Genomic DNA, 13,303 nt, shown 5'->3' with positions numbered 1-13,303 from the left:
TGGGCGTTGCTGGTCATCGCGCTCCCCATCCCGGCGGCGGGCCGCCCTGGTCGGTCCCGACGAAGGACGGCGGGATGTGCTCGCCCGCGTGGAACAGCCGGGTCACCAGGGCCCGCGGCAGCGGCAGCGGCCGGAACCGGCCCTGCACCACCCGGTCCGGGCCGACCGGGTCGGCGTCGAACCGCATCACCGGGCGCAGCACGAACTCGTCCCGGCGGTCGCGGTCGACCACGGCCACCTCGGTGATCCGGCGCGATCCGTCCGGCCCGCGGCTGAGCTGCACGACCGCGTCGACCGCGCTGCTGATCTGGTTGCGGATCGCCTCGAACGGCAGCTTGACGTCGCTCATGCTGGCCAGCGTCTGCAACCGGTTGATGGTGTCCTCGGTGGTGTTGGCGTGCACGGTCACCAGCGAGCCGTCGTGGCCGGTGTTCATCGCCTGGAGCATGTCCAGGGTCTCGCCGCCGCGGACCTCGCCGACGATGATGCGGTCGGGGCGCATGCGCAGCGCGTTGCGCACCAGGTCGCGGATCGTGATCGCGCCCTTGCCCTCGATGTTGGGCGGGCGGGACTCCAGCGGGATCACGTGCTCCTGCTTGAGCCGCAGCTCGGCGGAGTCCTCGATGGTGATGATGCGCTCGGACTCGGGCACGAACGCCGACAGCGCGTTCAGCATCGTCGTCTTGCCGGTGCCGGTGCCGCCGGCGATCACCATGTTGAGCCGGGCCCGGACGAACGAGGCCAGCAACATGCCGCTGGCCGGGTCCATCGCGCCCATCCCCACCAGCTCCTCGATGGTGTAGGCGCGGGGGAAGCGCCGGATGGTGAGGATCGGGCCGACCAGCGACAGCGGCGGCACGATGACGTTCACGCGCTCGCCGGTGGGCAGGCGGGCGTCCACCATCGGGCTCGACTCGTCCACGCGCCGGTTGACCTGCGCGACGATGCGGTCGATGGTCTGGTAGAGCTGGTCCTCGCTGGCGAAGCCGCCGTCCAGCCGGAACACCCGGCCGGCGCGCTCCACGAACACCGTGTCCGGCCCGTTCACCATGATCTCGGTGACGTTGGGGTCGGCCAGCAGCGGCTCCAGCACGCCGAGGCCCAGCGCCTCGTCCACCACGCGGCGGATGAGGTTGGTGCGCTCGGCCGGGGCCAGCACCGGCCCCTCCCGCGTCACCAGCAGGCCGGTGACCTTCTCCAGCCGGGCCCGCCGCTGGGTCATGTCCAGCCGGGCCAGCTCGTCGAGGTTCACCTCCTCCAGCAGCCGCTGCCGCCAGTGGGCGATGCTGTTGTTGCTGACGCGGTCGTTGGCCGACCGGTCCTCTTCGAGACGGTCCTTCAGTGCCATGCCCTCACCCCAGCGGCAGGGTGACCTTGCGGGTCACCGTGTAGTCGAGGGGGATGCCCTTCCAGATGATCGGCAGCTTGGCGTCGACCTCGCAGTAGACCGCGTCGCCGTCGGCCAGCCGGGTGTGCCCGCCCTCGACCTGGTAGTCGTTGATCCAGTAGGGCTTGGCCCCGAGGGCGTACTCGCGGCACTGGCCGGGGCTGTACAGCTTGCTGGCCTCCCGCGCCCCGGTGCGGGCGATGTTCTCCACCCGCTCGACCGTGGTCGAGGAGATGTAGGCCTGGTAGACGAGGAAGATGCAGAACAGCGCGATGGGGAGGATCCCGCCGAACTCCAGGGAGGGGGCTCCGCGGTCGTCGCGCAACCGCGCCGCCAGTTCGTCCATGACCCGGCTCCTCATCAGTGACCGCCCTCGCGGACGACCTTCGCCTTGGTCGTGATGCCCCAGGTGCTGTGCAGCCCCGGGAGCAGGATCGGGGTGTCGATGGTGACCACGGCGTAACCCTCGGGCGTCACGTCGATGCGGAGGTGGTCCTTGTCCTTCCAGTCGCCGGCGATCCGCCGGACGGCGCGCCGCCGCACCTCCTCCCGGTTGGCCCGCGCGTCCTCGGTGTCGCCCTTGTCGTAGCCGAGCACCGCCACCGCGCGGGCGGCCTCGTTGGCGGCGTGGGAGGAGTACATGGAGGTCAGGCCGACCAGGATCACCTGGATGCAGAGCATCGCGACCAGCGCGATGAGCGGGAACACGCCGCCGAAGTCGAGCGCGACCCCGCCCTTGTCCTTGCGGCCCCGGGCGCCGCGCCCCTTGGCCGCCGCGCCCTCCTCCCCGACCAGGCCGAGCTCGGCGGCGAACCTGCCGACCGCCTTGCGGAAGTCGCCGTTGCGGACCGTCGCCGGAGCGCCGGTGTTGGCGGCCTCCTCCAGTGCCCGGAACACCGCCGGGATGGCGGCCTCGTGCAGCTTCGAGGCGCCGATCATCTTCTTGGCCAGCTCGGGCTGGATCTCGTTCTTGCGGTCGGCCTTGGTGAGCAGGACGGAGGTGTCCTCCTCCTTGCGGATCGTCAGCCGGGCGAACATCAGCGCCAGCCGCCGCGACGAGCGCAGGGCGGGCACGTCGGGCGTGGCGACCAGCACGACGTGGTCGGCCAGCTCCACCGCCATCGCGTTGGCGTCGGCGACGTAGGTGCCGCCGTCCACGATCACCACGTCGTACCGGGAGCGCACCACGGTGAGGATCTGCCGGACCGCCCGCGCGGAGATCTCCTCGGCGTCCTCGCCCTGCCCCGGGGCCAGCAGCAGGTGCGGCCCGGAGGCGTGCACGAACAGCGCCTCGGCGACGACGCTGGGGTCCAGGTCGCCCGCGGCGGCCAGGTCGGCGATGCTGTGCCGGTGCTGGATGTCCAGGTAGCCGGGGATGTCGCCGTTCTGGAGGTCCATGTCGACCAGGCACACCGACCGGCCCGCGCTGGCGACCGCGATCGCCAGGTGGATCGCCAGCGTGGTGGTGCCGACGCCGCCCTTGGCCCCGCACAGGGTCACCAGCGTGCCCTGCTTGCCCAGCGCGGCCGCGGGCTCGGCCGTGCTGAAGTGCTGGCGCATGGTCCGGGACCACTCGCCCGCCTGCGTCACGCGGTTCTGCAGCTCCGACAGGGTCGGGTTGCTGGAGATCACGCCGCGGGCCCCGGCCGCCATCGCCTGGGAGAAGGTCTCGGTGCTGGCCTCGTCGACGATCAGGACGACCGCGAGCTGCGGGTGCCGGGTGACCAGGTCGCGGACCAGGTCCAGCGCGGGCAGCGGGCCCAGGCTCTCGTGCACCATCACCACGTCGAGCGACGGCACGGTCTGCACGGTCCCGGCCAGATGGTTGGAGGTCGTCTCGACCGCCAGGACCTCGAAGTCGGTCAGCTCGCGGAACTGGCCGGTGAGCGCGGACGCCACCTGCCGGTCGTCGGTCCCGAGCAGTACCTGGAGGGCCATACGTCACCTCGCCGGCTGGGTGTCGCAGAACGGCGGCAGCTTGACGCCGTCGGGGGTCTGGCCCGACCCGCCGATCAGGGCCAGCCGGATCTTGTTGGCGAAGCTCTCCTCGCGGGTGAGCCGGAGGCTGTCGACCGCGCTCAGCGCGAAGGTGATCGGCAGGGCCTCGCTGGTGACCGTGCTGTTCTTCTCCTCGCGGATGTTGGTGACCTGGCCGATCTGCGTGACCAGCGCGGACTTGACGATCCGGGCCGCGCAGGACTGCTGGGCCTGCCCCTGCTGCTTCTGGTAGGTCGCGTAGATGTCGACGCTCATCCCCTTGCGCACCCGGCCCGCGACGCCGGTCTCGGCGTCGATCAGGATGGCGATCTCGCGCTGGCCCGGCTGGAGGCTCGGCCCCGGGGCCAGCATCCCGACCTGGAGGTAGGCGCCGCCCGGCAGGTCGGAGGCGGCGACCTTGCCCTCCAGCTGGTTCACATCGACGATCATCGTGGTGGGCGACCACTTCTTGGGCACCCAGATCCGCTCCAGGTTGTCCTCGGTGACCCTGGTGAACGCCGGGACCGACTGCTTCAGCCGCAACACCTCGGTCTTCACCCCCACCTCGGCGCGCACCGAACCGACGTAGCCGAGGACGCTGGAGAACACCACCACGGCACCAAGCGCAGCCAGGATCATCAGCAGGACGCCGCGTCGTTGACGTGGGTTCATGGGACTCCGTTTCTCAGCAGGGGGGCGGGGGGAGGCGGGGCGTCGTCACTCGCCGGGCGAGCCGAAGATGACGGTCTGGTGGCGGAAGTCGTCGGAGTCGTCGTCCTCGTCGGCGGAGGGCGGCCGGGAGGGGGGCTGTCCGGCGGGCGCGTCCACCCTGGTGCGTTCGAGGCCGGCGTCGGACGGCGTCGAGTCGCCGCCGTGCGGCTCCCCGCCGGTGTGGGCGGGGGTCTCGGCGTCGGCGTCCGATCGCGACGCCCGCTGCCGGGGCGCCGCCGGGGGAGGCATCGGTCCGGCGACAGGTCCTTGCGGAGGGAGCGGAGCGGGAGGCTGGGGCGGGCGGTTGCCGGGAGCGCCGGGACGGCCGTTCGCCTGGGGAACCGTCGGCTGCGCGCCGGTGTGCACGGGAGTTGTCGGCCGAGCGGGCTGTACGACCTGCGGGTGCGGTCCGGAGGAAGCCGCCATGGGCTGCGCGCCCGTCTGGCCCGGACCTGGCTGCGGGAAGGGCTGCGCGACCGTCGGCTGGGCCTCGGTCTGGCTCGGGCCGGGCTGCGCTACTGGCGGTTGCGCACCCGTCTGGTTCGGGCCTGGCTGTGCCACCTGCGGTTGTGCGCCGGTCTGGTTCGGACCTGGCTGCACTACCTGCGGCTGCGCGCCTGTCCGGTGCGGAACTGGCTGCACCACCGTCGGTTGGGCGCCTGTCTGCGGGGCAGGCCGCACGACCTGCTGGGGCTGCGGCCCGGAGGGAGGCACCACGGGCTGCGCGCCGGTAGGTCCGGGGCCCGTGGGCGCCGCGTACGGCTGGGGAACGGGCTGGGCCGCCCCGGGCTGCGTGTTCGCCGGCCCCGCCTGCGTCACCTGGGGCTGCGGCCCGGAAGGCGCCGCCGCAGGCCGTGTGTTGTCGGGCACCGGAGCAGGGTGCGGAACGGACAGCGCGACCTGCGGCTGCGCGCCGGTCTTCAGGACCGGCTGTGCGCCCGTCGGCATGCCGGGCTGCACTCCGGTCTGCGCTGGCGGCGGCGGGCCCGCCTCGGCGGGCGAGGTCGGCTGCACCATGAGGCAGAGCGGGCAGCGCGGTGCGGCGATCGCCTCGCCGCACCACCGGCACGGCTGGTAGGCCACGCTCCGCAGCACGCCCTGCAACGCCTGCGGATGGGCGCTGAAGGCCACGAACTCCAGGTACTTCTTGGAGCCCCAGTAGCCCGCGCTGAGCGGCTGCGCCTCGACCGCGAGCATCGACGACGCGTTCAGCGCCGGGCTGAGGCTGCGGTGGAACCAGTCGACGTCGCCGTCCTGCTGGGCGGTCAGCACCATCATCGGGCCCGGCGGGAGCTGGGGGAAGGCCTGCACCGGATCGGACGAGGTGATCCGCCGGACGTCGGTGTCGGGCGACATGACCACCGAGAACCCGCCGCCCGGCAGGTAGGAGGAGACGTGCTGGCCGAGCTTGATGTGCACGTGCTCGAAGTGGGCGACGCTGCGCACCCAGGCGCCCGCCACCGTGTTCTCGGCCAGGCGTTGCGGCAGGCTCGCCAGCATGCCGGGCCTGACGTACATCGCGACGAAGGCCAGCTGGTCGGCCACCAGGCTCAGCGCCATCGGCGGGAGGCGGAGCGGCACCCCCGCGATGCGGTCGCTCAGCAGCGCCCCGCGGGCGAGCGTGACCAGGCGTTCCGCCTGCTTGGCGCGCCAGGACGGGTAGAGCACGAGGACCGCGCCGCGCTCGCGCAGTGCGGCGGCCACGGCGTCGATGAACATCGGGGCGGCCTGCGCGTCGGCCGGCGGATCGACGCGCCGCGCCACGATCTGCTTCATCACGCCCGTGGCCGGGAAGTCGCCCAGCAGGATGACCGCGCTCACCCGGTCCCCGCGTCCCTCGTGACCATCAACGAGATTACCCCCACCGCTCCTTCTTCTTGACCAGAGGCGTGCTTTGTTGTCAGTAACCTCGATCCGAGCGGATTGACAATAGCCGTCCCACGTGTCCCCGCTCAAGCAGGATGTTCTTCCGGGCGAAGTGTGATTTAAACGTCAACTGTTCGAATGGAGAGCGACGGGAAAAAGGCCGTCCCGCGCACCCGCCCGCCGAACAGTGGATTGACCTGCGGAAGTATCCCGCCAGCGCAAGCCCGAGACCAGTTGTGGCCAAAATCATGATCACTTCGCGTAACGCCGCCAGTGCGATGCGTAAGGGTTAAAAACAGGTTACGGACCTGTCCCCTGCGCCTCTCGGACTGTCCGCCCCGCGCGGACCACGGCCGGCGGCGGGCACGGCCGAGGGCCGGCCCGGCATGGCGGAGACGAGACGGCGCTCCTGCGAGGAGACGACAGCCTCACGGCGGCTCGGCGCGTCCCGGACCGCGCCGACCCCTCGGACATGCCTCGACTGGGCCCGAGCCCGTGACCGGGACCCACTCCACAAGTCCCCTGGTGATCACCACATGTTCCGGGCCCCACCCGGCCGAGGTCCCAGAGCACGTCCGGATCACTAGGGCCCCGAACTAGGTCTCCGGGCCCTTAGCCCGCGTCGACCCGCCGCCTTATGGTCGAGTCCGTTTCTTGGGCGGAGTGGGAGGGCGGAACAGTGCGGGACCGGCATCCCATGGCCGATCGCGGAGCGAGCGCCATCAGTTATGCGGCCCTCCTCGTGGTGGTCGCAGCAGTCGTCGGAACGCTCCTGGCGGCGCTGACGCCGTTCGGCGACCACGTGAAGTACGAGCTGTGCAAACTGTTCGGCGGGACGAACTGTGGTTCCAATCCCGAGGCCAGACCGCACGAATCCTATAAACCAAAGGTCTGCCAACGGGCCTCGGCGGAACAGACCTACGGCGCGACCATCAAGGTCGCGATCGTGAAGATCGGTGAAGAGTACTCGTTCCTGCGCCAGGAAATGGCCGACGGCTCGGTCCGCCTCACCGTCGTCCCCAACGGCACCGAACTCGGCCTGGAGACCGGCGCCGGCGGCAAGGTCAGCCTCGGCAAGAACCTCAAACTCGGCGCCGACATCACCGTGGGCGCGAACATCAAGGTCGGCGCCGGCGACACCTACATCTTCAAGGACGCCGACGAGGCCAAGAAGTTCGAGGACGACGTCAAGGAGATCTCCTACCGGGACTCGGCCAAGACCATCATCGCCGGCGGCAACCCGCTCTCCCGCTGGGCCGCCGACAAGGTCGACGACTGGACCGGCCGGCCGGACCTGAAGGACCCCGAGATCACCAACACCACGATCTCCCACGCGGTCGCGGTCGAGGGCATGCTCGGGCTGCACCTGCCGCAGATCGGCCCCAAGGGCGACGGCTCCGACGACTGGAACTTCGACCTCAACACCGGCGTGAAGATCAACGGCGAGCGCGCCGCGGAGATCGCCGTCACCCACAACCGCTCCGACCCCGCGCACCCGACGACCTCCTACTTCATGGGCCTGTCGGGCACCATCGGCGGCGGGGGCCAGGTCCTGGGCGCCGGCGGGGAGGGCGACCTGAAGTGGACCGGCGGGCAGCGGCTCGTCTACGACGAGAACGGCAAGCTGACCGCCGTCGTCTACCAGACCACCTTCGAGAAGGGCACCAAGGCCAGCGCCAGGCTCGGCGGCAACTACGACGACAGGATCGGCGGGGGCGGAGGCTCGGGCGGCGACCGGACCGTCGAGACGGTGACCACGGTGGTCCCGGTCAACGACGCCAACCGCGGCGCCGTCACGAACTACCTGAAGAACAACCCGTTCCAGATGCCGCTGAACCTGCTGAGGTACATGGGCGGTGACGACAACGTGATCCGGACCGACCCGGGACCGAACGCCAGCGTCATGGACCGGCTCATGTTCGACGAGGGCACGGTGCTCAAGCAGGAGTACGAGAACAGCACCGACGGCTGGGAGGTCGGCGCGGAGGCCAAGCTCGGCCTCATCCTGGGCGCCGAGATCCGGTCCGAGAGCTCCAAGAACTCCACGACCAAGGCCGAGTACCTTGGAGCGCCGCGGAACGGTAGGCGCGACTACATCCCCTACCCCGAGTGCGTGAATTCGTGAATTGAGGTCGATGTCGGTGCGACTCGCACGGTACGGCGTTCTCCTGCTCAGCGCGGCCGGACTGGCCACCGCCTGTGGCGGCGGTGGCCAGGACGACGCGAACCTGACCAGGGCCGAGACCGCCCATGTCCGGCTCGGGTTCCCCAAGGACTGGCAGCGCCAGGACGAGAAGGGACACTTCGCGGCCCGCAAGTCCGCCGGCGGGAAGACCGTCGCCCAGGTCGTCGTGCTCGAACGGGCCGTCAAGGCCAGCACGGCCGACCTGGCGGTGGACGCGATGCAGGCCGGGCGGGCCGTCCAGCCGAACTTCCAGCGCGGCAAGCTCGAAACGATCAAGGTGAAGGGCACGAAGGAGGCCCGCCGGCTCACCTACAGCTACACCTCGACGGAGGGCTCGGCCCAGCAGCCGGCCACCGGCACCGACGTGGTGGCGCTGCTGGACCGGGACGCCTACGTCGTGCGGATCACCGGGTTGCAGGGGCAGCTGGCGCAGTCGGACGTCGACGCGATCGTGTCCTCCATCGAGCTGAAGGAGGGCTGATGCGGCTGCTGCGGGCGTGGCTGGCCGCGTTCGGCGTGGTCGTCGCGGGCCTGGTCATCGACGTCCTGGCGGTGCTGGTGCTTGGCCGGCACGTCACCTCGTGGCCGGATTCGGCGTCCACCGTGCTGCTGGTCCACGTGCCCTGGACGCTCACCCTGCTGGTGGCCGCGTTGCTGAGCGCGCGGCTGTACGGCCCGGCGCGCGGCGTCGAGGTCCGCCAGCTCCTCGCCGTCTTCACGGTCCCCGTGCTGTTCGCGGTGGGCAGCGCGCTGGTCGGCTCGGCGACGGGGTCCGCGCTCCTGGGCGTGGTGAGCGCCGTCGAGGCGCTGGTGGGCGCGTTCGCGGGCTGGTTCATCATGCGGCGGCTGTCGGCCTCGTCCGGCGCGGGAGACGGCTACTTCCCCGCGCACTGACCGTTCGGGCGGTGGGGCTCCTGGCGATGCTCGACACGCAGAGGGCGCGCGGGGGCGGGGCGCCGTTCTAGAGTCGCCTTACACCGTGAGATGAGCCTCAGGAGTTACGGCGATGACGAACCCAGCGGAGCCCGGACGGCCCGCCCAGCCCCCCGGGTCCGGCCCCTACGGCCCGCCTCCGCCCCGGCAGCAGCCGCCGCAACAACCGCATCCTCAGCAGCACCCCGGCCACATTCCCGGTCCCCGCTCATCCGGGCCCGGCCCGCAGCAGCAGCCGCCCGAGGAGTGGGTGCCTCCGGCGCGCACCGACAAGGGGGTGGTGGGGGCACTGTTCGACGCCAACTTCGACCACCTGGTCACCCCCAAGCTGATCAAGGTGTGCTACCTGCTGTCGCTGCTGCTGATCAGCCTGTCCGCGCTCATCGTGGTGGCCGTGGGCATCTGGATCGCGCAGCTGCGCAACGGCTGGCTGCTCGGCCTGCTGGTGATGTGCTCCGCCCCGGTGTTGTGGTTCTTCGAGGCGATCCTGGCCCGGATCTTCATGGAGGCCGTCGTGGTGCGGTTCAAGGGGGTCGAGCACCTGCGGGTCATCAAGGACAAGATCTAGAGGCGGGCGTTAGGCTCGCCGGGAGCACGCGACACAGACGGGGCAGTGCAAGTGGCCGACTTCCAGGAGCCGGGGACCGGCGACGACACTCCCCCGCGTTCGACGCGCCGGGATCCGGGCGTCACCCGGCGCGACGACCCGGCCGTGCCCGCGCCGCGCGCGGCGGGCGATGCCACCGCCACGCGGCGGGACGGCGGGATGTCCGGCGGTGGCGCGCTGCTGCGGCTCCCCGACGTGCTCGCCGGCCGGTTCGAGCTGGTCTCCGAGCTGCCCGTGCAGGGCGCCGAGTCCGACCTGCTGCTCGTCCGGGACACCGCGGGCGCCGAGTTCGTCGTCAAGCTCTTCCGCCGCGGCTACAGCGCCGACCCCGACGTCTGGGCCAAGCTGCCCGAGCTCGGCTCCCCGCACGTGCTGCGCGTCCGGGAGACCGGGCACGCCGACGGGCGCGACTACGAGGTCACCGAGTACGCCCCCGGCGGCAACCTGCGGTCGATCATGACCGGCGCGCTGCCCGCCGAGACGGTCTCCGCCATCGCCGGGCAGCTCGCCGACGGCCTCGACGCGCTGCACCGCGCCGGGATCGTGCACCGCGACCTCAAGCCCGAGAACGTCCTGGTCCTGGACACCGGCCCGCTCCGGCTCGCGATCGCCGACTTCGGGCTCAGCAAGGTCCTGGAGCAGAGCGTCGTGTTCGCCTCGTCCTCGCGCACGCTCGCCTACGCCGCGCCCGAGTCCCTGTCCGGGCAGGTCTCCCCGGCCCGCGACTGGTGGTCGCTCGGCATGATCGTGCGGGAGCTGGCGACCGGGCGGCCCCCGTTCCTCGGGCTCAGCGAGACGGCCGTGGTCGATCACCTGGCGACCCGGCAGGTGTCGGCCGACGAGGTCGCCGACCCCCGGTTGCGGCTGCTGGTGCGCGGGCTCCTCACCCGCGATCCGCGCCGCCGTTGGACGTACGAGCAGGTCAGCGAGTGGTCGGCCGGTGGTTCCCCCGCCGTGGTGAAGGAGCCCGCCGCGCAGGCCGCTCCGCCGGGCAGCGGGTTGCCGTTCAAGGGCACACGCTACGACGACCGCGCCGAGCTGGCCCGTGCCCTGGTCGCGGACTGGGACCACGCCGCCCTCTACTTCTTCGGACGCGGCGAGTCCGGGGAAGCGTGGCGCAGCCTGCGCGACTGGCTCGCCGAGGTCCCCGACGACGGCCGCATCGAGCTCATCGACCGCTACCTGACGGCGCAGCTCAAGCCCGACGTCAAGCTCCTGCACCTGGTGCGCTGGCTCGATCCCTCGCTGCCGCCCCACTACCTGGGCCGCCGCGTCGCCCCGGCCGATCTGCCCGGACTGGCCGCGCTCGCGGGCGACCCCAAGCACCCCGACCACCGCACCGCCTGCCTGCTCGGCCGCGCACTATGGGACGAGCGGTTGCTGCACGTGCTGGCCGCGTCCGAGGGCGGGCACGAGCTGGCGCGCATCGACGACCAGTGGCGCGCCCACGTCGCGGCCTGGAACGACCTGGCGCGCTGGCTGCGCGGGCAGGAGACCGGACCCGAGAGCCTGCAGACACGGTTCCCGAACGCCGGAACCGCCGAGGGCACGCGCGTGGCGGGCCCGGCCGACGATCCGCCGGTGCTCCTGCTGACCCTGCTGGCGCTGGCGGCCGAGCCCGCGCAGGCGCGGCAGCAGATCGCGGCGGCGGCCGGGCGGGCGCGCGCGGCCGTCCAGGAGCCGGTCCCCTGGTTCGCGTGGCTGGCCGACGGTGCGGGCGACGATCCGCTCCGGCAGCTGGCGGTGACGCGGGCCGCCCCCGAAGCCGTCCTGGAGATCGAGGCCCGCAAGCGCGACCGGCACGCCACCGCGCAGCGCGCCGAATCCCTGCGCGAGCACTGGGCTGGCAAGGAGCGGAAGCGGCTGGACGGCCGCAACGCCGCGATCGTGCGGGCCGTGGCATGGTCGGTGCCGATCCTGGTGTTCTGGCTGTTCGGCAGCTGGATGGTGGGCGGGCTGTTCGGCGGCGGTGACTCCGGCACCAGCTCGGTCGGCGGGATGCAGCGCTCCTCGGGGTTCTCGTTCGGCGCGCTGGCGGCGTTCTCGGTGCTGGCCTGGCTGGTCCAGTGCGGCGCGGAGGTGACGGTCGCGCGCGCGCAAGGCGGCGACTACCTCCCCTACGGGCCGTGGTCGTGGATGTCGCGGCTGCTCGGCGTGAGCGGCAAGGGTCTGTCGAAGGCGTCGCGGACGGTGTCGGGCGCGGCCCGGCAGAACGGGCGGCGCGGCTGCGGCATGTTCCTGATTCTGGGCATCGTGCCGCTGCTGCTGATCCTGCTCCTGCTGTCGGCGGTGACGGCCGTGGCCAGCCTGTTGTGGCTGCTGGTGCTGGTCGCCGTGCCGGTCGCGCACGCGGCCGGGGCGGGCGTGCGGCTGCACCATTGGCGGCAGGCCCACCGCGAGGCCGAACGGAAGGCGCTGGCGTGACGAGGGAAGGGACCGAATGAGCAGCGGAGTCGAGGCCGACATCGCCCTGGACGCGGCGGTGGTGCTCAGCCTGGGCATGAACCGGGTGCTGGGCCGCACCGCCGGACTGGCCGGGCACGGCGCCGAGGCCCTGGCGGCGCTGGCGGCCGGACGTGCCGAGGCGCGGGCGGCGGCGCTGGCCGAGGCCGAGACCTATGACCGGGCGCTGCGCGAGGTGCTGGACCGCAACGCCCGCATCGCCGCGCTCGCCGACACCCGCGCCAAGATCGGCGCGCGAGTGGAGCTGCCCGCGCCGTTCGTCCCGGCCGAGCAACCTGTCGCGGAGCTGACCGCCTGGTGCGCGGCCGTGGACAAGCAACTGGACGAGGCCGAGCGCGAACTGTCGGCGCACCTGGCCGCCGAGGTCACCGCGCAGATCTTCGCCGTGCCCGCCGAGGGGTTGAGCGCCGACCTCGCACCGTCGCCGCAGGACGCCGACCGCGGCACCGCCGAGCACACCGCGGCCCTGGAACGCGTCCTGGCGCGACTGCTGCCCGACACCCCCGAGGCCGAGCGCCGCGCCGTCGCCGACGCCGCCCGGCTGCTGGCCGACGCCGCCACCGCCGACGACGCCGAGAGCGCGCTCACCGAGGTCCGGCTGCGCATCCAGGACGCCAACCGCCGCACCGAGCAGCTCCGCGAGGCCGCGCGCCGCCGCGCCGCCGCGCAGGAGGCCGCCGAGCAGGCCGAAGCCGAGCGCCGCTACGTGCTCGACTCCATCACCACCGCGTTCGAGGACCTCGGCTACGAGGTGTCGGCCGGTTTCGAGACGGTGACCGCCGACGACGGCACGCTGCTGCTCAGCAAGGGGAACTGGCCCGACCACAGCGTCCGGATGCGGGTGGACGACGCCCGCCAGGTCCGCGCGGCCGTGGTCCGCACCACCGAGGCGACCAGCGAGGACGACCGGCGCGTGGACGTCGAGCGCGAGCGGGAGTGGTGCGATGCGTTCGACGCCGCCCGCGACCGGCTCGCGCGGGCCGGTGTCCGCTCCGAGGTCACCTGGCGGCTGGAGCCCGGAGTGCACGAACTGCCGGTTTCCGCCGAGGCACGGCAGACTGGAGCGCGGACCGGGCGGCGCGAACGCCACCGCGAGCGAGGACAGTGAGAGAGGCAATGAGCGCGACAGGCCGTGCATCGTCTGGACCGAGGAGCCTGCGACGAGGGAAGACGG

Annotated in this window: 11 protein-coding genes; 6 read left to right on the top strand and 5 right to left on the bottom strand. The window is 72.2% G+C overall.

The annotated features are described in order from the left end of the window. Positions 1–13 precede the first annotated feature (13 nt). Genes AH6_RS09595 through AH6_RS46555 form a run of 5 tightly spaced genes read right to left on the bottom strand, consistent with a single transcriptional unit; the run spans position 14 to position 5,896 of the window. A complete protein-coding gene (locus AH6_RS09595; protein WP_067476965.1) occupies positions 14–1,348 on the bottom strand; it encodes a TadA family conjugal transfer-associated ATPase in 1,335 nt (444 codons plus the stop codon). A 4-nt stretch (positions 1,349–1,352) separates the two neighbouring features. After that, a complete protein-coding gene (locus tag AH6_RS09590) occupies positions 1,353–1,733 on the bottom strand; it encodes a TadE/TadG family type IV pilus assembly protein (protein ID WP_067476962.1) in 381 nt (126 codons plus the stop codon). A gap of 14 nt (positions 1,734–1,747) precedes the next feature. Continuing rightward, the gene (locus AH6_RS09585; protein ID WP_067476959.1) at positions 1,748–3,325 is read right to left on the bottom strand and encodes a CpaE/TadZ family protein; all 1,578 of its coding nucleotides are present in this window, start codon (positions 3,323–3,325) and stop codon (positions 1,748–1,750) included. Positions 3,326–3,328: 3 nt separating this feature from the next. Continuing rightward, on the bottom strand, positions 3,329–4,036 hold the full coding sequence (cpaB, locus tag AH6_RS09580; protein WP_067476956.1) for a Flp pilus assembly protein CpaB: 708 nt from the start codon (positions 4,034–4,036) through the stop codon (positions 3,329–3,331). A 45-nt stretch (positions 4,037–4,081) separates the two neighbouring features. Continuing rightward, complete coding sequence (locus AH6_RS46555) at positions 4,082–5,896, bottom strand: hypothetical protein (protein ID WP_067476953.1); 1,815 nt, start codon at positions 5,894–5,896, stop codon at positions 4,082–4,084. Positions 5,897–6,638: 742 nt separating this feature from the next. Here AH6_RS46555 and AH6_RS09570 point away from each other — a divergent pair. The 6 genes from AH6_RS09570 to AH6_RS09545 all read left to right on the top strand — a co-directional run bounded on the left by AH6_RS09570 (position 6,639) and on the right by AH6_RS09545 (position 13,237). After that, positions 6,639–8,066, top strand: coding sequence for a hypothetical protein (locus AH6_RS09570; RefSeq protein ID WP_157431369.1), 1,428 nt, complete (start codon positions 6,639–6,641; stop codon positions 8,064–8,066). Positions 8,067–8,082: 16 nt separating this feature from the next. After that, positions 8,083–8,607, top strand: a complete 525-nt coding sequence (locus AH6_RS09565) for a hypothetical protein (protein WP_157431368.1) — start codon at positions 8,083–8,085, stop codon at positions 8,605–8,607. Next, positions 8,607–9,020: a hypothetical protein gene (locus AH6_RS09560; protein WP_067476944.1), complete on the top strand. Its 414-nt coding sequence runs from the start codon at positions 8,607–8,609 to the stop codon at positions 9,018–9,020. Before AH6_RS09565 ends, AH6_RS09560 begins: the two co-directional genes overlap by 1 nt. 112 nt (positions 9,021–9,132) lie before the next feature. Further along, entirely contained in the window at positions 9,133–9,627 is a 495-nt protein-coding gene (locus AH6_RS09555) for a DUF4282 domain-containing protein (RefSeq protein WP_067476941.1), read from the top strand. A gap of 51 nt (positions 9,628–9,678) precedes the next feature. After that, a complete protein-coding gene (locus AH6_RS09550) occupies positions 9,679–12,090 on the top strand; it encodes a protein kinase domain-containing protein (RefSeq protein ID WP_067476938.1) in 2,412 nt (803 codons plus the stop codon). A gap of 16 nt (positions 12,091–12,106) precedes the next feature. After that, positions 12,107–13,237 (top strand): response regulator receiver protein, encoded by a 1,131-nt coding sequence (locus tag AH6_RS09545; protein WP_067476935.1) that lies wholly within the window; start codon positions 12,107–12,109, stop codon positions 13,235–13,237. Positions 13,238–13,303: the final 66 nt, after the last annotated feature.

It is taken from the genome of Actinomadura hibisca NBRC 15177, from assembly GCF_001552635.1.
GTDB lineage: Bacteria > Actinomycetota > Actinomycetes > Streptosporangiales > Streptosporangiaceae > Spirillospora > Spirillospora hibisca.
This window is presented reverse-complemented; position numbering and strand designations above follow the sequence as displayed.